The sequence below is a fragment of the Streptomyces flaveus genome (assembly GCF_014647675.1).
GTDB lineage: Bacteria > Actinomycetota > Actinomycetes > Streptomycetales > Streptomycetaceae > Streptomyces > Streptomyces flaveus.
Genome location: NZ_BMPQ01000003.1, coordinates 166015 through 184536 on the forward strand (window position 1 = coordinate 166015; position 18522 = coordinate 184536).

Below are 18522 nucleotides of genomic sequence, written 5' to 3' on the forward strand. Positions count from 1 at the left end.
ACCCGGAGGACTTTCCATGCCCGCGCGCCTACGCGCCCTGATGACCGTGCTGTGCGCCGCCGTTCTCGGAACCCTGCTCCCGGCCCAGGCCGCCCACGCGGAGAGCCGCGCAGTACAGGGCGGCCGGCTCGACTGGGGCATCAAGTCGTCCTTCCAGAGCTACGTCACCGGGCCCATCGCGAACGGGAGTTTCTCCCTCACGGGCGGCGCGGCCACGGCCGGCGCCAGCCAGTTCCGCTTCCACTCGGCGACGGGGACGTACGACGGTTCCTCGGGCGCCTTCAACTCCTCCTTCTCCGGCGGAGTCCACTTCGTCGGGCACAAGAAGGACGACGGAACCAACCAGCTCGACCTCACGATCAGCCGCCCCACGGTCCGTATCTCCGGCAACAGCGGCACGCTCCACGTCGACATCGTCAGCAAGGCCAGGGACACCGGCAGGGTCACGACGTCCTCACAGGTGCCCTTCGCGTCCCTCTCCCTCGGCGGGATCGACATGAGGGGCGGCGGCAACGCGGTCCAACTCAACAACCTGCCCGCCACGTTGACCGCCGAGGGCGCCAAGTCCTTTGCCGGCTACTACGAAGCGGGCACGGCTCTCGACCCGGTGAGCCTGTCCGCCGACGTCAAGGCGGCCTCCGCCGCGAAGCCGTCCGCCACCCCCTCCCCGACGAAGTCGAAGCCCAAGTCCGAACAGACGCAGGGCACTTCGGGCGCCATCAAGGACGGCGCCGTCGACTGGGGCGTACGCCGGACCTTCCGCGAGTACGTCACCGGGAACATCGCGAAGGGCGAATGGGAACTCAGTGGCGGCGCTCAGGACGGTGGTGCGCTCTACCGCTTCCCCGAGGGTTCGGGGACGTACGACGAGAAGAAGCAGACCCTCGACGCCTCGTTCACCGGAGCGGTGCGCTTCACCGGGGAACACGGCCTTGACCTGCGGCTCAGCGCGGTCAAGGTGGCCGTCGCGGACGGCAAGGGCACGCTCTACGCCGATGTGACGGGCCCCGAGCTGGAAGAGAAGAAGGTCCCGCTGGTCACCTTCGAGGCCAAGGACTTCAAGCCCGAGGACGGCCTGGTCGCGCTGACGGAGGCGCCCGCGAAGCTGACCGCCGAGGGCGCGAAGGCCTTCGGCGGGATGTACAAGGCGGGCACGGCAATGGACCCCGTCTCCCTCGCCGTCGCCCTCACCGACAGCGCCCAACTCCCCGCACTGCCCGACCTGGGCAGCGCGCAGTCGGCCACCCCCGAGGCCTCGCCGAAGGCCGACGCGGCCCAGGAGTCCGCGGAGCCCAAGACCGAGGCCACGTCGAGCAGTTCGGACGTGCCCGTGCTGCCGATCGGCCTCTCGGTGGGTTCGCTGCTCGCGGTGGGCGCCGCCTTCATGGTCGTACGAGGGCGTCGTACGCGACCGGCGTCCGACGCCGACACAGGAGAATACTCATGAGGAGACCCGAGCCCATGGCAGCCAACCGCCGCCGCCCCATAGCCCTCGCGGGCGCCGTAGCGACCGTGCTCGCCTTCGGCGCCACCGCACTCGTCGCGACGACCGCGTCCGCCGCCGAAGTCCCGCTCAAGGACTACGAGTTGACGTGGGGCATCAAGGAGTCGTACCGCACCTACGTAACCGGGATGGCGCAAGGCACCTTCACGCCCGCGGACGGCGCGAAGCAGGCGGCGGGCAACGGGGCGTTCACCTTCGTGGAGGGCACCGGCACCTATGACGACCAGGCCCACACGGTCGACCTGGGCTTCAAGGGCAGCCTGAAGATCCAGTCCACGGCGCACGGCTTCGAACTCACCCTGTCCGACGTGAAGTTCGACAGCAAAGACGCCGTGATCACCGCGGACGTGACAAAGGGCGCCGCGACGACGCAGGACGTACCGCTCGCCGACGTCACCGTCACCCGCGACATGAAGAACATGGCGACCAAGCTCACGAAGGAGGCCGCGGACACCTTCGGCAGCGCGAGCTACACGGGGGCGGCCGGAGACCCGCTGACGGTCGAGGACAAGGGCACGACGACGCCTCCCACGGACGACCCGACCACGCCTCCCACCGAGGACCCGACCACGGCGCCCACGGAGGACCCGACCACGCCTCCCACGGCCGGCAACCCCACGTCGCCGTCGACCACGCCGCCCGCGGACACCCCGCCCTCCACCGCCCCCACGAAGGGTGACATCGCCGACGGCACCCTCGGCTGGGGCGTGAAGCAGTCCTTCCGTGAGTACGTCGTGGGCAGCATCGCCAAGGGCGAGGTCACCGTCTCCGGCGGCGCGACGCAGGCCTCCGGCAACGGGGCCTTCACCTTCGTCGACGGCTCCGGCACGTACGACACCGAGGCCGACGCTCTCTCCGCCGCCTTCAAGGGGTCCGTGAACTTCAAGGGCCATGAGGAGAACGGGACGTACGGACTCGACCTCACCCTCAGCGACCTCAAGGCGAAGATCGACGGCGACTCCGGCACGCTGACCGCCGACGTGAACAGCCTCGGCGAGAAGTCCGACGACGTGGTCCTCGCCGACCTTCAGCCGGGGTCGGCGGACCTGGTAGCCGAGGACGACGTCATCACGCTGTCGGACGTCACCGCCAAGATCACGGCGGCGGGATCGGACGCTTTTGGCGGCTTCTACGATGCCGGCGAGGAACTCGACCCGCTGGACCTCTCGGTGGCCCTGTCGGCGGACGCCGGACTTCCGCCGACCGACGACCCGGGCGCTTCCGCCACCCCGACCTCCGACACCGGCGCGGGCACGAGCGGCGGCACGGGCGCGGGCACGACGGGCTCCACCACGGGCGGCACCACCGGCGGCGGGGTGACGGGCGGCCTGGCCGCCACCGGCTCCTCCGTCCCGGCCGGCGCCCTCGGCGCGGTGGCCGCCGTGACGGTCGCGGCGGGCGCGGGCGTGGTCTTCGCGGTACGTCGCCGCAGGGCCGGTGAGCAGGGCTGATCGACAGCCGGCCGCGGGTGGGTGCTTGAATGCCCGCGTGACTGACTACGACGTGCTACGTGTCTTCTGCGGACCCCGCGGAGGACACGGCAACACCCTGGCGGTCGTACGCGACGGCACCCGGATGCCGGAACGCGACGACCGCCAGGCCTTCGCGGCCCAGCTCGGCTTCAGCGAGACGGTGTTCGTCGATGACCCCGAGCGCGGGGTCATCGACATCTACACACCCGGCGCGCGACTGCCCTTCGCCGGCTACCCCTGCGTCGGCACGGCCTGGCTCCTCGACGTACCCGAACTCGTCACTCCGGCGGGCGTGGTGGGCGCACGTCTCGACGGCGAGTTCAGCTGGATCGAGGCGCGTCCGGAGTGGGCTCCGGCGCGTACGTTGCGCCAGTACGGGTCGGCTGCCGAGGTCGACGCCCTGAAGGTGCCTTCACCGGGGGAGTGGCTCTACGCCTGGGCCTGGCAGGACGAGGCCGCGGGCCGTGTCCGCGCTCGTGCCTTCCCGGGACGTGGCGACGGCATAGAGGAAGACGAGGCGACGGGCGCGGCGGCCCTACTGCTCACCCATCAACTGGGCCGCGCCCTGAACATCACCCAGGGCGCGGGTTCACAGATCCTTACGGCACCGCAGCCGGAGGGGTGGGTCGAGGTAGGGGGCCGGGTGTTCCTGGAGCACTGAGGGCTGTGGGTGGCCGTACGGGAGCGTCTCGTGCGGGGCTGCCCGGAACGGGCGCCCCGTCAGGGGCGCGGGGAACTGCGCGACCAGCCCCCACCGACCCGCAGCTTAAAACCGCGCCCCCAGCGGAGCGCTCACGCACTCACTCGGAACTCCTCACTCAGTGCACGAAGCACCCCGATGTTCAACGTGAACGCCCGCTTGCACTCCGCGATGATCCGCTGCTTCTCCAGGTCATCGGCGAGGACCTGGTCGAGCAGTTCGCGATAAGTCCGCTTGAAGGCGGCGGGGTTGCTGATGTCCTCGAAGACATAGAAGCGCACCCCGTCCCCCTTGCGCGCGAAGCCCCACGTCGTCTCCGCCCTGCTCCTGAGGACCTGCCCACCGGAGAGGTCGCCGAGGTAGCGGGTGTAGTGATGCGCGACGTACCCACCGGGCCACGTACGCGCGCACTCCTTGATGCGGGTCGTGTACTCCTCCGTGGCGGGCAGTGCTGTGATGCTCTCGCGCCACCCCGCGCCCCGCAGATGCGCGAGATCCCGCTCCAGGGCGGCCTGTCGCATCAGCTCGGGCCGGAGGAACGGTCCCGCCACCGGGTTGTCGGCCAGCTCGCGCCCGCTCTCCTCGATCGCCCGGTAGACGAACCACAGCTGCTCGGTGTAGCGCGTGTACGCATCCACGCCGAGCGTGCCGGCCAGCAGGTCGCTCATGAACGTCGAGTCGTGCGCTTCCCCGTGCAGCTCGTGCGACGCGGTACGGATGAGCGTCGAGAACGGTGTACTCGACGAGTTCATGTGGACCTCCGAGGCCGAAGGGGAGACGAGAGCCGGGCTCATCTTCTATGGTTAGGCTTACCTAAGTCAACAGATTTCCCGACGCCCTGTCGGTAAAACCCTACCCCGAATCACCATCACACCCACATGTCAGACCCGCATGAAAAAGCCGCCCGCTCCCAAGGGGAGGGAGCGGGCGGCTCTCACGCCGTGCGCGGCTGGGCAACGGGCTACGGCAGCGTAAGGACCTCGGCCCCGCTGTCGGTGACGACCAGCGTGTGCTCGAACTGAGCCGTCCGTTTGCGGTCCTTCGTCACGACCGTCCACCCGTCGTCCCACATGTCGTACTCGTACGAGCCCAGCGTGAGCATCGGCTCGATGGTGAAGGTCATTCCGGGCTGGATGACGGTGGTCGCGTTCGGGTTGTCGTAGTGCGGAACGATCAGCCCGGAGTGGAACGACGAGTTGATCCCGTGCCCCGTGAAGTCCCGTACGACCCCGTAGCCGAACCTCTTCGCGTACGACTCGATGACCCGCCCGATGATGTTGATCTGCCGGCCGGGCTTGACGGCCTTGATGGCACGGGTCAGGGACTCACGGGTGCGCTCGACGAGCAGCCGCGACTCCTCGTCCACCTCGCCCACGAGATACGTGGCGTTGTTGTCGCCGTGCACCCCGCCGATGTACGCCGTCACGTCGAGGTTGATGATGTCGCCGTCCCGCAGCACCGTGGAGTCCGGAATGCCGTGACAGATGACCTCGTTGACCGAGGTGCACAAGGACTTGGGAAAGCCGCGGTAGCCGAGCGTGGACGGGTAGGCCCCGTGGTCGCACATGTACTCGTGGGCGACCCGGTCCAGCTCGTCCGTCGTCACCCCCGGCGCGATCTTCTTCGCGGCCTCGGCCAGCGCCCGCGCGGCGATCCGCCCGGCGATCCGCATGGCCTCGACCGTCTCGGGGGTCTGCACTTCCGGACCCTTGTACGGCGTGGGGGCGGGCTTGCCCACGTACTCGGGACGCCTGATGTTTCCCGGGACGGGACGGGTGGGAGAGAGCTCCCCTGGTACGAGCAGCGACTGGCCAGACATGCCAGCGAGTCTAACCAGCGCCCGCTGGGGGACGATGACCCTGGCGAAAGGAGCCGTAGCCATGGCCCTGTTCAAGAAGCGCACGGTCGGCAAACCGGGCGAGTGGTACTACTGCCTGGAGCACAAGAAGGTCGAAGAGGGCCCCGAGTGCCCCGCGAAGGACCGCATCGGCCCGTACGCGTCCCGGGGTGAGGCGGAGCACGCGCTGGAGATCGCCCGCGAACGCAACCTGGAATGGGAAACGGACCCCCGCTGGCACGACGGCGCTCCGCGCGGCGGGGAGGACGACTGAAGCAGGCGGTGGCCTGCGTGTCCGTCACCTGCGCAGCCCCCCACGCGGCGGAGCCGCAAATTGATACAGCCGGGAAGGGGCGGGCCTGGGGAAAGAAACCCCACCCACGACGCACCCGCAGTCGAGATACGCACCTCAACCCACCTCCCCCGTAGTCGACAAACCACCGACAGCCCCCTGTAGGCGGGCTGTCGGCGGTTTGTCAGTGCCCCCTGACACCGTGGCGGCATGACGCGAATCGACAACAACCCCGACGGCCGCGCACGCAGTGCGGTCACCGTGCGGGGGCTGGTCAAGCACTACGGCGAGACCAAGGCACTGGACGGCGTGGACCTGGACGTACGCGAGGGCACCGTCATGGGCGTGCTCGGGCCGAACGGCGCCGGCAAGACCACCCTCGTACGGATCCTGTCCACCCTGATCCAGCCCGACTCCGGCCAGGCGACCGTCGCCGGCTACGACGTCGTACGCCAGCCCCGCCAGCTGCGCCGAGTGATAGGGCTCACCGGCCAGTACGCCTCCGTCGACGAGAAGCTCCCCGGCTGGGAGAACCTCTACATGATCGGCCGCCTGCTCGACCTGTCCCGCAAAGAGGCAAGGACCCGCGCGGACGAGCTGTTGGAGCGGTTCTCGCTCACCGAGGCGGCGAAGCGCCCGGCAGCCACGTACTCCGGAGGGATGCGCCGCCGGCTGGACCTGGCCGCGTCGATGATGGGCCGGCCGACCGTGCTGTATCTCGACGAACCGACCACCGGCCTCGACCCCCGCACCCGCAACGAGGTGTGGACGGAGGTCAAGCGCATGGTCGGTGACGGCGTGACCGTGCTGCTCACCACCCAGTACATGGAGGAGGCCGAGCAGCTCGCCTCCGAGCTGACCGTCGTGGACCGCGGCAAGGTCATCGCGAACGGCGCCATCGACGACCTGAAGGCGAAGGTCGGCGGCCGCTCCCTGCGGATCCGCCCGGCCGACCCGCTCGAGCTGCGCCCGCTCGCCGCCGCGCTGGACGAGCTGGGCATCACCGGGCTCGCGACCACCACCGTGGACACCGAGACAGGAACCCTCCTCGTCCCGGTCCTCAGCGACGAGCAGCTCACCGCCATCGTCGGCGCCGTCACCGCGCGGGGCATCACGCTCGCCTCCATCACCACCGAACTGCCCAGCCTGGACGAGGTGTTCCTGTCCCTCACCGGCCACCGCGCGAGCGCCCCGCAGGACGCCGTGCCCACCGACGCCCGCGAAGAGGTCCCCGTATGAGTGCCGCCACGATCACCACCGATGCCGTAAAGGACGTAAAGGGCGATGCGCGGATCAGCCCACGTGCCCATGTGCGGCACACCGGTGCCCTGATCCGCCGCAACCTGCTGTGGATCAGGCAGGACCCCGAGTCGATGTTCGACGCCGTCCTGTTCCCGGTCATCTTCACGCTGCTGTTCGTGTACGTCTTCGGCGGCTCCATCGGGCAGTCGCTCGGCGGCGGCCAGGAGGCGTACGTGCAGTACGTCGTGCCCGGCCTGATGGCCATGATGGGCATGAACATGGCCCAGGGGGTCGGCACCGGCTTCAACCAGGACTTCAACACCGGTGTCATGGACCGCTTCCGGTCCCTGCCGATCGGGCGCGGCTCGGTGCTGTTCGCCAAGATCGCGGTGGAACTGATGCGGATGCTGTTCGCGACCGTGGTCCTGATGATCGTCGGTGTTCTGGTGGGCTTCGACATCACCAACTGGGCCGGTCTGCTCGCCTCCGTGGGACTGTCCGCCGTCTTCGGCTCGGCCCTGATGTGGGTGTTCCTGACGCTCGGCGTGATCATGAAGAACGCGCAGTCCGTGCAGGCCATGGGTTTCCTGGTGCTGATGCCGCTGCAGTTCGGCTCGTCGATCTTCGCGCCGACCCAGTCGATGCCGGGCTGGCTGCAGAACTTCACCGACTACAACCCGCTGTCCTCGCTCGCGGACGCGGCACGCGGACTGATGGTGGGCGGCCCGGCCGCGCACGACGTGTGGATGACCCTGGCCTGGTCGGCCGGTCTCACGGCGGTCATGGCACCGGTCGCCATCCACAAGTTCCGTACGAAGAGCTGACGTCGACGCACCCGGCCCCGCGCCGGCGGGCGTCAGATCAGGGCGGCGGCCTCCACGGAGGAGAGGCCGCCGCCCTCCGCGTACGCCGCCGCGTACGCCTCGTCGCCGAGGACGGCGCGCGTGCGCTCCACCGCCCTCCGGTACACCTCGCGCTCCTGGGAGGACGAGACGTGCCGGGGCGGCTGCAGCGCGTCGGCGGCGCCGAGGCAGCGGGCGGCGTCACGGGCGCGGGAGCCGCCGTCGACGTGGGCGAGGGCGTACGCGGCGGTGGTCAGATACGCGGAGCGCATCTGCGGGGCGATGGCCTCGGACAGCGGGTCCTCTGCGCGTTCCAGTGCGCGCCTGATCGTGTCCAGGGACTCCGGGTAGCGGCCGTCGACAGCGTCCAGCCAGGCCTCGGAGCCGAGGATGAACGCGTCGAAGATGATGAAGTTGGCGATCTTGAACTCCTCGCGCAGCAGCCGGAGTTGCTCGCGCGCCTCGGGGATCCGGTCGGTCATGCTGAGCACGCCCGCGAGGATGAGCCGGGCGAAGGGCCCTGCCTGCCCGGACCCGCCGCCCATGCTCTGGTCGATCACCTCGCGCACCAGGCGCTCGCCGCGCTCGGCCTCACCCGCCTCGATCAGCGCGCCACCGAGCCGGGCGGTGAGCACGGCCATCTGGGCGTGGGCACCGAGGCGTTCGGCGCTTTCGATGGCCGCCTGGTAGTCGGCGGCGGCCCTGCCGTACTCGCCCCTGCGCTCATGCGCCTCACCGCGCGCCGAGAGCGCCTCGGCGGTGCCCCACAGGTCGCCGAGGCGGCGGTAGATCTCCAGCGACTCGTCGGCGTCGTGGGTGGCGTCGCCCTCCCATTCGGTGCGGTTGGCGAGCAGATTGGCCCGCATCTGCAGGTTGGCGGCGAGGTCCCACTCGTATCCGGGAACTCCACGGGAGGTGTCGACGGCGGCGTTGATGATCGTCCGCACCCGCTCCATGTCACCGGTGAGCATGACGGCGTAGAACCACAGCGAGCCGGGGAAACGGCACGCCTGCGGCAGCCGGGGCTCGTACGTCCCGGCGACGGCCCGCAGTTTCGCCTGCGCCTCGGGTGTCTGCCAGGCATCCAACTCGGTGTCCATGCACGCGAGATGGACCAGGTGCATCTGGCGCCGGGCCTCGTCGAGAACCTCGCCGGTCCACGGCGGCGGGGTGGCCGTGCAGCGCTCCCACAGCGGGACGACGGGCCGCACGGGCTCGCTGAACGGGTCGGGGCCGAGGCCCTGGACCTCGCGGCACCAGTTGCGGGCGACAATCCGCAGGTCACGCATCAGCCAGTACCAGGCCATCGACAGTACGAGGCACAGCGCCTCCTGCTCCTCACCCACGGCGACGGCGTGGTGCAGGGCGGCGCGGATGTTCTCGCTCTCGCGTTCCAGGCGTTCGATGGCGGCGAGTTGACCGTGGCCGCGCAGTAACGGGTCGGTGGTGCGGGCGAGTTCGCGGAAGTACGTCAGATGCGCGCGTTCGGCCGCCGCCCGCCGCCCGGACTCGTCGAGCCGATCGCGCGCGTACTCGGCGACGGTCTCCAGGAGCCGGTAACGCATGTCGCCGTCGCCCGAAGGGGCCGCCACGACAAGGGACTTGTCGACGAGCGAGCCGAGCGCTTCGAGCGTGCCCGGCCCGCAGACCGCCTCCGCGGCGGCGAGGTCACAGCCGCCGGCGAAGACGGACAGCCGGCGCAGCACGTCCCGTTCGCCCTCGTCCAGCAGCTCCCAGGACCAGTCGACGACCGCCCGGAGCGTCTGCTGGCGGGGCAGGACGGTACGGCTGCCGGAGGTGAGGAGCAGAAAACGGTCGTCCAGCCGGTCGGCGATCTGCCGGGGCGTGAGCATCCGCAGCCGGGCGGCGGCGAGTTCGATGGCGAGGGGGAGACCGTCGAGGCGTCGGCAGATCTCGGCCGCCGCCTCCGGATCGTCCTCGATCCGGAATCCGGGCCGGGCGGCGGCGCCCCGGTCGGCGAGCAGCCGAAGCGCGTACGGCTCCGGCAGCGGCTCCACGGGCCGCAGCAACTCCCCCGGTACGCCGAGGGGTTCGCGGCTGGTGGCCAGTACCGTCAGCTCCGGGCAGCGTTCCAGCAGCTCCTCGACGAGCCGGGCGGTGGCGTCGACGACGTGCTCGCAGTTGTCGAGGATCAGCAGCATGCGCCGCTTGCCGCAGTGCTCGGCGAGCCGCTCGACGGGGTCGTCATGCCGGTCGGATCCGGCCCGCATGGCCTCGGCCCCGGCGCCGTACAGCACGGTCTCGCGGGCACCGACGGCGGTGAGCACGGTCTCCGGCACGGCGTCCGGGTCGTCGACGGGCGCGAGTTCGGCCAGCCACACCCCGTCCCGGACGACGTCCCGCACACTCTCGGCGGCCTCCTGCGACAACCGCGTCTTCCCGGCCCCACCGGGGCCGAGCAAGGTGACGAGCCGGGCGGTCACGAGGTCGCCACGGATGGCCTCGATGTCGGACTCCCGGCCGACGAAGGAGGTGAGCCGGGCGCGGAGGTTGCCGCGGGCGCGGGGCTCGGAGGTACGGGCGTCGTCGGCGACCGTAACGGCAGGAGCGGGTGCGGCCACGGCGGGACTGTCTCCCACGCTCAACAACTCCCCGTGCAGCGCCCGCAGTTCCGGCCCCGGATCCGTCCCGAGCTGCTCTGCCAGCAGCCTTCGTACGTCCTCATAGGCGGCCAGCGCCTGAGCCGTGCGCCCCGCGTCGCGCAGGGCGCGCAGGCGCAGGGCCTGGAGGGGTTCGTCCAGGGGGTGGGTGTCGCACAGGGCGGTCAGCTCGGGCAGGGACTGCGCGGCGTGGCCGAGGGCGAGGGCGGCGGTGTGGCGGGCGCGGAGGGCGTCGAGCCGCCGGGCCTCCCAGCGGGCGGACTCGACGGTGCGGTCGGGGAGGTCGGCGAGGGCGGGGCCGCGCCACAGGCCGAGGGCGTCGTCGAGGACGACGGCCGCCTTGGCGGGGTCGCGGTCGGCGAGCGCGCGCGTGCCCTCGCCGACGAGACGCTCGAACCGGTGCAGATCGATGTCGTCGGCCGAGGCGGCGAGCCGGTACCCGCCCTCCTCCGACACGACCGCAGCCGCCCCGAGCACCCGCCGCAACCGCCCGACCAGGGCCTGCAACGCCCCCGTGGCATCGGCGGGCGGATCCCCGTCCCACACCTCGTCGACCAGCAGCCCCGCGGGCACGGTACGGCCACCCCGCAACGCGAGCACGGTCAGCAGAGCACGCAACCGCGCCCCGCCGACAGGAACGGGGCTGCCGTCGGGGCGAAGTGCCTGGGTGGTACCGAGGATGCGATAGCGCACGGGGTCCATTGTCTCTGGTGAATTGAGGAGAGGTCACAGGGCTGGGGCGGCGCGGCGAGCTAAGGCATGCCCCACCCTGTACGGAACTCACAGCCGACCGCGAGACGTTTTCCGCATACGCCCGGTACGGTCGGGCACGCCCGTTTGTACGAACCCAGGGAGCCCGACCCCATGACCACCGCTACCAACCGCCACAGCGACCGGCGGATCAGCCCGGTCTTTCTCGGGATCGTGGCCGTCATGGCGGTCACGGGCTGGGCCACCTGGACCGGTTTCGCGGAACAGCCCGGTGTCGCCGTCTTCCTGTTCGTGACGGCCGCGTGGATCGTCTCGCTCTGTCTGCACGAGTACGCACACGCGCGTACGGCCCTGCACAGCGGCGACATCTCCATAGGCGCGAAGGGCTACTTGACCCTCAACCCACTCGCCTACACCCACGCCCTGCTGAGCATCGTGCTGCCCGTCATCTTCGTGATCATGGGTGGTATCGGTCTGCCCGGCGGTGCGGTCTGGATCGAGCGGAACCGCATCCAGGGCCGCTGGAAGCACAGCCTGATCTCGGCGGCGGGCCCGCTGACGAACGTGCTGTTCGCGGTCGTCTGCACGGCCCCGTTCTGGCTGGACGCGCTCGACGGCGTACCGGCCGACTTCCGGTTCGCCCTGGCGTTCCTGGCGCTGCTCCAGGTCACGGCCGCGCTGCTGAACTTCCTGCCGGTGCCGGGCCTGGACGGCTACGGCATGATCGAGCCCTGGCTGTCGTACAAGATCCGCCAACAGGTGGAGCCGCTCGCGCCCTTCGGGCTGCTCCTCGTGATCGCCATCCTGTGGATCCCGGCGGTGAACGGTGTGTTCTTCGACGTGATCGACACGCTCCTGCGCGGCCTGGGAATCGACGAGATCAGCACGTACTGCGGCCAGAACCTCTACCGCTTCTGGACGGACACCGACCAGTTCTGCACCGTCGGTTCGTGACCGTCAGCGCCTGACCGTCAGTTCGTGACGGAGCCGTTCCGCGCCTTGCCGCGCCGCAGGTAGTACCAGGCCATGTTGGACGACAGGCCCGCGAGCAGTACCCACACGATGCCCAGCCAGTAGCCCTTGGCGAAGGAGACGACGGCCGCGGCGACGGAGAGGACGCAGACGACGAGGGCGTAGAGGGCGAGGCGGGGCATCGGACGGACTCCTGTCGGGGGGACACTGCTTTCCTGTTCACCAGTGTCCCCCACCCACTCATACGTCGGTGACGCGCAGGCCCGCATGGGCCTTGTAGCGGCGGTTCACCGAGATCAGGTTCGCGACCAGCGACTCGACCTGGTGGGCGTTGCGCAGCCGCCCGGAGAAGATGCCGCGCATGCCGGGGATACGGCCGGCCAGCGCCTGCACGATCTCGACGTCCGCCCGTACCTCGCCGAGCACCATCACATCGGTGTCGATCTCCTCGACCTCCGGGTCCTGGAGCAGTACGGCGGACAGATGGTGGAAGGCCGCGGTGACGCGCGAGTCGGGGAGCAGCGCGGCGGCCTGCTCGGCGGCGCTGCCCTCCTCCGGCTTCAGCGCGTACGCACCCTTCTTGTCGAAACCGAGCGGGTTGACGCAGTCGACGACGAGCTTCCCGCTCAGCTCCTCCCTGAGCGACTCCAGCGTCTTGCCGTGCCCGTCCCACGGCACCGCGACGATCACGATGTCGCTGCGCCGCGCGCACTCGGCGTTGTCGGCGCCCTCGACGCCGTGCCCGAGTTCGTCAGCGGCGGACTGCGCCCGCTCCGCGGCCCGCGAGCCGATGATCACCTTCTGCCCTGCCCGGGCCAGCCGGTAGGCGAGGCCCTTGCCCTGCGGGCCGGTGCCGCCGAGCACGCCCACGACGAGCCCGGACACGTCGGGCAGGTCCCAGGGGTCCTTGGCCGGGGCCTTGGCGGCTTGCTGTGCACTGTTGTCGGTAGAGGTCATGGGCCGACTTTACGTCCGTACCGATCCGCCCCGGCGCTCAGGTGAGGTCTGCTACAGGCACTCTGCGGAAGGTGATCGTCTCGTACGCGCTGAAGTCGCCCGTCTCGTAGAGGAGGCCGACGGTCGAGGCGTCGAGACGTACGAGATCGGAGTACGCGGCGGGCAGTCCGTCCACCGTGTGCACGGGCCGCCAGGTGACGCCGGCGTCGGTGCTGGCGCGGATCGTCATGAGGGCGCGGTAGCCGGGGACGGCGGGGCCGGAGAAGAGCAGCACGTCCGGGTCACGGAGCTGGAGAACGCTGCCCTCACAGACCGGCGCGACCAGCCCCGCCTGCGGCCGGAAGGGCTTCACGAGCGTCTGGCCGCCGTCCGTGGAGTAGGCGTCGGCGCGGGTGCCGGGTGCTGTCGCGTCGTTACGGGTGTTGAAGTAGACGCGGCCGTCGGGGAGTTCGGCGGCGGTCGTCTCGTTCACGTTGATGTAGCCGTCGGTGTTGTCGTCGAGGTAGCCGATGCGCCAGGTCTTGCCGCGGTCGTCGCTGAGCAGGCAGTGGCCGCCGTTGTACTTTCCCTCGGTGCCGTTGTCCCGGCCGGCCGGCGGGAGGGAGTGGTTGGCGGGCACGACCACGCGGCCGCCGGCGAGCTGGATCGCGTGGCCCGGTGTGGTGGCGTACCACCGCCAACTCGCCTGCTTCGTCTGCGCGGTGATGTCGCGTGGCGTCGACCAGGTGACCCCGTCGTCGTCGCTGTGCTGGACCCAGACGCGGCGTCCGTCGGCAGCGCTCACCTTGCCCCTTCGGATGGCGTCCTCGGTGGCGAGGGCCGCGTTGCGTACGTGGACGAGGAGGAGGCGGCCGGTGTCCAGCACGACGGGCGCGGGGTTGCCGGCCAGGTTGTCGCCGTGCTTGGCGGCGACCTCCAGGGGGCCCCAGGTCCGGCCGCCGTCCGTGGACCGCTTCAGCACGATGTCGATGTTGCCGAAGTCGTCGTGGGAGCCGACGCGGCCCTCGCACATTGCGAGCAGGGTTCCGGCCGCCGTGGTGACGACGGCCGGGATACGGAAGCTTGCGTAGCCTTCCTGGCCTGCGCGGAAGGGTACGGACGATTCTGCCATCGGGGCCTCCACGGGTGGGGGTGTTGGGCCCCCTTGCCCGCTGGGGGCCAATTCGGGGTGAACGCGGCGTTACGAGTGGGCGATTGGGGTGGGAGGGGTTCTTTTCCCCAGCCCCGCCCCTTCCCGGCTGTATCAATTTGCGGCTCCGCCGCGTGAGGGGGCTGTGCCCCCAGGCCCCCCGCCAGGGGGCGAATTCGAGGGGTCGTTGCAACACTGCTGGTCAGCTGGCTAGTGCCGCATCAGGCAACGTTTGCCCTGTCGACGAGGGCTCGTAGGCGCCGGTCATCGGCATGGTGGTTTCGCCAGATGATGTAGCGGCGGATCATGCTGCCCTGTTCCTTATGGCTGGCGTGGTCGGTGCCGTCGAGGGTGAAGTAACGCAGGGCGGTGAACTGGGCCTCGATGCGGTTGAGCCAGGAGCTGTTGGTGGGGGTGTAGGCGATCTCGACGTTGTTCGTAGTGGCCCAGGTGCCGACCCGCTGGCACTTCTTCGTGGTCAGGTGCGGGGAGAAGTTGTCACAGACGATCGCGATCCTGACCCCGGGCGGGTAGAGGGTGCGCAGGTAGCGGCAGAACTCCAGGAACTGGGTGCGCTTCTTGACCGGCTTGATGTGGCCGTAGAGCCGGTCCCGGGTCAGGTCCAGGGCGGCGAACAGGTGCCGTACTCCGCCGTAGCGGTTGTAGGTCGCCCGCCGCCTGCGGCGGGGTTCGCGGTCGGGGTCCTTGTGCCTGCCGCCGCGTTCGGCCCACTGCCGGCCCGGGTGGGGCATCAGGTTGAGCGGGCCGAACTCATCCATGCAGAAGACGACTTCGGGCTCGCCGTCCTCGGGTATGACCTCGCCGTCGGCGATCGCGTAGAGGTGCTCGACGCGGGCCTTCCTGGCCGCGTAGTCCGGATCGCGGGAGGTCTTCCAGGTCTTCAGGCGTTGAAAGGAGACGCCTTCCTCGCGGAGCAGGATGCGCAGGCCCTCGTGGCTGATGTCGTCGACCACCCCCTCGGCGACCAGGAAGTCCGCCAGTTTGGTCAGGCTCCAGGTCGAGAACGGCAGGTCGTGTTCGGCCGGCCTGGACTTCGCGATCTTCTTGATCTCGCGCCGCTCGGGCAGGGTGAAGGTCTTCGGCCGACCGCCCTTGTACTTCGGATACAGGGAGTCGAAGCCGTCGGTGTTGAAGTTGTGGATCACGTCGCGGACCCGGTCGTCGCTGGTGAACGTCACTTCGGCGATCTTCGCCACCGGCAGGCCCTGCGCGGACAGCAGGATCATCTGGGCCCGCCGCCAGGTCACCACCGAACCGGTGTCTCTGCGGATGATCCGCAGCAACCGCCTGCCCTCGTCGTCGTCGATTTCCCGGACCCGCACACGTTCAGTCACGTGATCATTCTGGCCGTCCGGTGCAGCCCGGCGCAGCAACCGAGCGCTGCCTCATGACAGGGCGAACGTTGCTGATGCGGCACTAAGTGGTCGTCGGTTCCTGGGCGGCCGTGACGACGGCTGCCAGGTCTGCGCCCGCCCGGAGGAGCGCCACGGTCCGCATGGCGATCTGGTCAAGACGCTGTTGCAGGATGCGTCGGATCTCTCCCAGGCCCTCGAGTTGATGCAGGGAGCCCATGATCTCGCGCACCGCGGGAATGCCGTAACCGGTGCTGCGCAGGGCCGCAACGATTCGGGCCGCTCTGATGGCTGACAGGTCGTAGCGGCGCGCTCGCAGTGACGTCACCCGGTCGGGGGTGACAAGCCCTTCCTGCTCCCAGAACCGCAGGGTCGAGGGGCGTACATCAAGCGCTCTGGCGAGCTCCGTGATCGTCATCGCGTCGCTCTCCTGCTCGAACTCGGGTGTGTTCGCTTCGGCCTGGATCGCACGCAACGCTTGTTGAGCACGCAGGGCCTCCTCGCGTTCCCGCGCGAGCCGAACATGGACCGTGCTGATCGCTGAGGCTGCCTCCGTGATCGTCTCGGTTCGCAGTTCCGCGAGCATCTGCCGGGCTGTGACAGGCCCAACAGCACCTGCGAGTCCTCGATAGGCGCGCAGGGCGTGCACGTGCAGCGGCGTGTAGGACCGGTAACCGTTGCTCGATCGAGAGGCTGGGGGAATGACTCCCAGCCGCTCCAGGTCGCGAACCTGTTGCACCGAGTACCCCGACTCCTTGGCGACATCGGCGGTTCGGAGCGGTACCTGTTGCGAACCGCTCACCGCCTCGCCCATCGGCCAACCCCACATAAGCACTTGAAGGTGATGCTTGAACCATGAGTATGGAACAGATCATCGCGACCGTGCGAGGCTTCGCCGGGGCGCTCGTGGTTGTCCCGGAGCCGGGCGGCGACTTCCCCGAGATCGCGTGGGGGGATGCGTTCTTCTACTACGCCCCCGACGGCCAGATGCCTCAGAACGTCCAGCCTTACGGAACGATCGTCACCAAGAACTACCCCGACGATGCCGCTTGTGACCTTGACCCTCCGGGCCGCTGGCGCGTGAACATCCACGCCGACCGTGCGACGTTCCGAGAACTCACGGGGGAGGAACCGCGCAGCCTCACCCGACCTCGCGACTACGCAGCCGCCGACAGCGCGATGCCGCACCCGGTGTACGGGGCGCTCGGCTGGATCTGTGTCGTCAATCCTGGTGAGAGGACAACGGACACGGTCGTGCAGCTTCTGCGCAGCGCCCACGACGCCGCTCGTGCCAGGTTCGCGCGGCGACACGAACCGGGAAAGTCTCTGGAGGATGACTGACACGGTTCCAGATCAGGTGGACTTGAGGGCGAACGTTGCCTGATGCGGCACTAGAACCCAAGGGGGGGGGTGGGGGTGACACGTTGTGTCGCGGCTGCGGGTGCGTCGTGGCTGGTCGCGCAGTTCCCCGCGCCCCTGAAAAGCAAAAGCCTGCGGCTGCCCGCGCCCCGGACAAGCCCGGGCCTCGGGAAAGCCCGCACCACAACGAACCGGCACTCTCCCTCCGGCGGGAGGGGGCGTGGGTCGGTGCGTCGTATGCCCGTCGCTTAGCTTCGGTCTCGGAGAACCCGCACCGTGTACCAGGCCAGGGTTGTATGCCCGGCCTGCGACGGGCTGACGCACCGGCCCACGACCCCGACCCACCACCCACCCAGGGGCGCGGGGAACTGCGCGACCAGCCACGACGCACCCGCACCCGCCCAACCACCGGAGGCACCCCGCGGGGAACTGCGCGACCAGCCACCCACACACCCGCACCCAAAAACGAACCCACCCGCCCAACCGCCGGAGGCAACCCGCTCAGTGAACGGAGTGTTCCTCCGTCGGGAACGCCCCGCCGACCACGTCCTCGGCGAATGCCTGCGCGGCCTGCGTCATGACCGACCGAAGGTCGGCGTACTGCTTGACGAAGCGGGGCATCTTGCCGCTCGTCAGCCCGAGCATGTCCGTCCAGACGAGGACCTGCGCGTCGGTGTCAGGACCGGCCCCGATGCCGATCGTCGGGATGTGCAGGACACGTGTGACCTCGGCGGCCAGCTCGGCCGGTACGAGTTCGAGGACGACCGCGAAGGCCCCGGCGTCCTGGACGGCCTTGGCGTCGCGGAGGAGCTGCTGGGCGGCCTCCTCGCCGCGGCCCTGGACGCGGTAGCCCATGGTGTTCACGGACTGGGGGGTCAGACCGATGTGTGCCATGACCGGGATCCCGGACTCGACGAGCAACTCGATCTGGCGGTGCGAGCGTTCGCCGCCCTCCAGCTTGACGGCGCCGACCCCCGCCTCCTTCACCAGGCGTGTGGCCGAGCGCAGGGCCTGCACGGGGCCCTCCTGGTACGACCCGAAGGGCAGGTCGCCGACGATCAGGGCGCGCGAGGTGCCCCGTACGACCGCGGCGGAGAGCATGGTCATCTCGTCGAGCGTGACGGGCACGGTCGTCTCGTACCCGAGGTGGCAGTTGCCCGCCGAGTCGCCGACGAGCATGACCGGGATGCCGGCCTCGTCGAAGACGGACGCGGTCATCGCGTCGTACGCGGTGAGCATGGGCCACTTCTCGCCGCGCTCTTTGGCGGCGTTGAGGTCGCGGACAGTGATGCGGCGAGTGCCCTTTCCGCCGTACAGCGTCCTGCTGCTGTCGGGGGTCTTCTGGGCAGCCGAGAGCTGCGTCATCGCAACGGCTCCTTCTGTCATCTCGAGGCGCCCTGACGGCGTCCCCGGATCCCCTCCATGGTGGCACCTCGTGCCATGGAACGGCTAGGGGCTCTCATGGCCTCCCGTTGTGACCGCGGCAACTCTTTCCGCGTAAGTTCTCGGTA

17 protein-coding genes are annotated in these 18522 nt (G+C 69.7%); 8 read left to right on the plus strand and 9 right to left on the minus strand.

Annotated elements, in window-relative coordinates; translation table 11 throughout:
- Positions 1 to 16 precede the first annotated feature (16 nt).
- Genes IEZ21_RS07505 through IEZ21_RS07515 form a run of 3 tightly spaced genes read left to right on the plus strand, consistent with a single transcriptional unit; the run spans position 17 to position 3637 of the window.
- Complete coding sequence (locus IEZ21_RS07505; protein WP_189321087.1) at positions 17 to 1447, plus strand: HtaA domain-containing protein; 1431 nt, start codon at positions 17 to 19, stop codon at positions 1445 to 1447.
- Positions 1448 to 1461: 14 nt separating this feature from the next.
- The gene (locus tag IEZ21_RS07510; RefSeq protein ID WP_189321088.1) at positions 1462 to 2955 is read left to right on the plus strand and encodes an HtaA domain-containing protein; all 1494 of its coding nucleotides are present in this window, start codon (positions 1462 to 1464) and stop codon (positions 2953 to 2955) included.
- A 37-nt stretch (positions 2956 to 2992) separates the two neighbouring features.
- A complete protein-coding gene (locus IEZ21_RS07515; protein WP_189321089.1) occupies positions 2993 to 3637 on the plus strand; it encodes a PhzF family phenazine biosynthesis protein in 645 nt (214 codons plus the stop codon).
- Positions 3638 to 3768: 131 nt separating this feature from the next.
- On the opposite strand, the gene IEZ21_RS07520 is transcribed toward IEZ21_RS07515, so the two are convergent.
- Positions 3769 to 4428, minus strand: a complete 660-nt coding sequence (locus tag IEZ21_RS07520; RefSeq protein WP_189321090.1) for a biliverdin-producing heme oxygenase — start codon at positions 4426 to 4428, stop codon at positions 3769 to 3771.
- A gap of 209 nt (positions 4429 to 4637) precedes the next feature.
- The gene (gene map, locus IEZ21_RS07525) at positions 4638 to 5495 is read right to left on the minus strand and encodes a type I methionyl aminopeptidase (RefSeq protein WP_189321091.1); all 858 of its coding nucleotides are present in this window, start codon (positions 5493 to 5495) and stop codon (positions 4638 to 4640) included.
- 61 nt (positions 5496 to 5556) lie between these two features.
- On the opposite strand from map, the gene IEZ21_RS07530 reads away from it, so the two are divergent.
- From IEZ21_RS07530 to IEZ21_RS07540, 3 genes are all read left to right on the plus strand, one after another.
- Positions 5557 to 5787 (plus strand): hypothetical protein, encoded by a 231-nt coding sequence (locus IEZ21_RS07530; protein WP_189321092.1) that lies wholly within the window; start codon positions 5557 to 5559, stop codon positions 5785 to 5787.
- Between the two features lie 228 nt (positions 5788 to 6015).
- Positions 6016 to 7044, plus strand: a complete 1029-nt coding sequence (locus IEZ21_RS07535; RefSeq protein WP_189321093.1) for an ATP-binding cassette domain-containing protein — start codon at positions 6016 to 6018, stop codon at positions 7042 to 7044.
- Positions 7041 to 7871: an ABC transporter permease gene (locus tag IEZ21_RS07540; protein WP_189321094.1), complete on the plus strand. Its 831-nt coding sequence runs from the start codon at positions 7041 to 7043 to the stop codon at positions 7869 to 7871. Before IEZ21_RS07535 ends, IEZ21_RS07540 begins: the two co-directional genes overlap by 4 nt.
- A gap of 32 nt (positions 7872 to 7903) precedes the next feature.
- Here the strand turns inward: IEZ21_RS07540 and IEZ21_RS07545 are convergent, their stop codons facing one another.
- On the minus strand, positions 7904 to 11212 hold the full coding sequence (locus tag IEZ21_RS07545; protein ID WP_189321095.1) for an AfsR/SARP family transcriptional regulator: 3309 nt from the start codon (positions 11210 to 11212) through the stop codon (positions 7904 to 7906).
- A 162-nt stretch (positions 11213 to 11374) separates the two neighbouring features.
- On the opposite strand from IEZ21_RS07545, the gene IEZ21_RS07550 reads away from it, so the two are divergent.
- Positions 11375 to 12175, plus strand: coding sequence for a site-2 protease family protein (locus IEZ21_RS07550; RefSeq protein WP_189321096.1), 801 nt, complete (start codon positions 11375 to 11377; stop codon positions 12173 to 12175).
- Positions 12176 to 12192: 17 nt separating this feature from the next.
- On the opposite strand, the gene IEZ21_RS07555 is transcribed toward IEZ21_RS07550, so the two are convergent.
- The 5 genes from IEZ21_RS07555 to IEZ21_RS07575 form a co-directional block, all read right to left on the minus strand.
- Positions 12193 to 12375, minus strand: coding sequence for a hypothetical protein (locus IEZ21_RS07555; RefSeq protein ID WP_189321097.1), 183 nt, complete (start codon positions 12373 to 12375; stop codon positions 12193 to 12195).
- A 58-nt stretch (positions 12376 to 12433) separates the two neighbouring features.
- On the minus strand, positions 12434 to 13150 hold the full coding sequence (gene npdG, locus IEZ21_RS07560) for an NADPH-dependent F420 reductase (protein WP_189321098.1): 717 nt from the start codon (positions 13148 to 13150) through the stop codon (positions 12434 to 12436).
- 37 nt (positions 13151 to 13187) lie between these two features.
- On the minus strand, positions 13188 to 14261 hold the full coding sequence (locus IEZ21_RS07565) for a sialidase family protein (RefSeq protein WP_189321099.1): 1074 nt from the start codon (positions 14259 to 14261) through the stop codon (positions 13188 to 13190).
- Positions 14262 to 14500: 239 nt separating this feature from the next.
- Entirely contained in the window at positions 14501 to 15634 is a 1134-nt protein-coding gene (locus IEZ21_RS07570; protein ID WP_189321100.1) for an IS630 family transposase, read from the minus strand.
- Between the two features lie 82 nt (positions 15635 to 15716).
- On the minus strand, positions 15717 to 16466 hold the full coding sequence (locus IEZ21_RS07575; RefSeq protein ID WP_189321101.1) for a MerR family transcriptional regulator: 750 nt from the start codon (positions 16464 to 16466) through the stop codon (positions 15717 to 15719).
- 47 nt (positions 16467 to 16513) lie between these two features.
- On the opposite strand from IEZ21_RS07575, the gene IEZ21_RS07580 reads away from it, so the two are divergent.
- On the plus strand, positions 16514 to 16993 hold the full coding sequence (locus tag IEZ21_RS07580) for a DUF6194 family protein (RefSeq protein WP_189321392.1): 480 nt from the start codon (positions 16514 to 16516) through the stop codon (positions 16991 to 16993).
- Positions 16994 to 17512: 519 nt separating this feature from the next.
- Here IEZ21_RS07580 and panB read toward each other — a convergent pair.
- The gene (gene panB / locus IEZ21_RS07585; RefSeq protein ID WP_189321102.1) at positions 17513 to 18376 is read right to left on the minus strand and encodes a 3-methyl-2-oxobutanoate hydroxymethyltransferase; all 864 of its coding nucleotides are present in this window, start codon (positions 18374 to 18376) and stop codon (positions 17513 to 17515) included.
- Positions 18377 to 18522: the final 146 nt, after the last annotated feature.

Bases quoted from the DNA above. Each gene is read 5' to 3' on its own strand.
- IEZ21_RS07505 (WP_189321087.1), top strand. From the start codon at position 17: ATGCCCGCGCGCCTACGCGCCCTGATGACCGTGCTGTGCGCCGCCGTT.
- IEZ21_RS07510 (WP_189321088.1), top strand. From the start codon at position 1,462: ATGGCAGCCAACCGCCGCCGCCCCATAGCCCTCGCGGGCGCCGTAGCG.
- IEZ21_RS07520 (WP_189321090.1), bottom strand. From the start codon at position 4,428: ATGAACTCGTCGAGTACACCGTTCTCGACGCTCATCCGTACCGCGTCG.
- map (WP_189321091.1), bottom strand. From the start codon at position 5,495: ATGTCTGGCCAGTCGCTGCTCGTACCAGGGGAGCTCTCTCCCACCCGT.
- IEZ21_RS07530 (WP_189321092.1), top strand. From the start codon at position 5,557: ATGGCCCTGTTCAAGAAGCGCACGGTCGGCAAACCGGGCGAGTGGTAC.
- IEZ21_RS07535 (WP_189321093.1), top strand. From the start codon at position 6,016: ATGACGCGAATCGACAACAACCCCGACGGCCGCGCACGCAGTGCGGTC.
- IEZ21_RS07540 (WP_189321094.1), top strand. From the start codon at position 7,041: ATGAGTGCCGCCACGATCACCACCGATGCCGTAAAGGACGTAAAGGGC.
- IEZ21_RS07545 (WP_189321095.1), bottom strand. From the start codon at position 11,212: ATGGACCCCGTGCGCTATCGCATCCTCGGTACCACCCAGGCACTTCGC.
- IEZ21_RS07550 (WP_189321096.1), top strand. From the start codon at position 11,375: ATGACCACCGCTACCAACCGCCACAGCGACCGGCGGATCAGCCCGGTC.
- IEZ21_RS07555 (WP_189321097.1), bottom strand. From the start codon at position 12,375: ATGCCCCGCCTCGCCCTCTACGCCCTCGTCGTCTGCGTCCTCTCCGTC.
- npdG (WP_189321098.1), bottom strand. From the start codon at position 13,150: ATGACCTCTACCGACAACAGTGCACAGCAAGCCGCCAAGGCCCCGGCC.
- IEZ21_RS07565 (WP_189321099.1), bottom strand. From the start codon at position 14,261: ATGGCAGAATCGTCCGTACCCTTCCGCGCAGGCCAGGAAGGCTACGCA.
- IEZ21_RS07575 (WP_189321101.1), bottom strand. From the start codon at position 16,466: ATGGGCGAGGCGGTGAGCGGTTCGCAACAGGTACCGCTCCGAACCGCC.
- IEZ21_RS07580 (WP_189321392.1), top strand. From the start codon at position 16,514: ATGGAACAGATCATCGCGACCGTGCGAGGCTTCGCCGGGGCGCTCGTG.
- panB (WP_189321102.1), bottom strand. From the start codon at position 18,376: ATGACGCAGCTCTCGGCTGCCCAGAAGACCCCCGACAGCAGCAGGACG.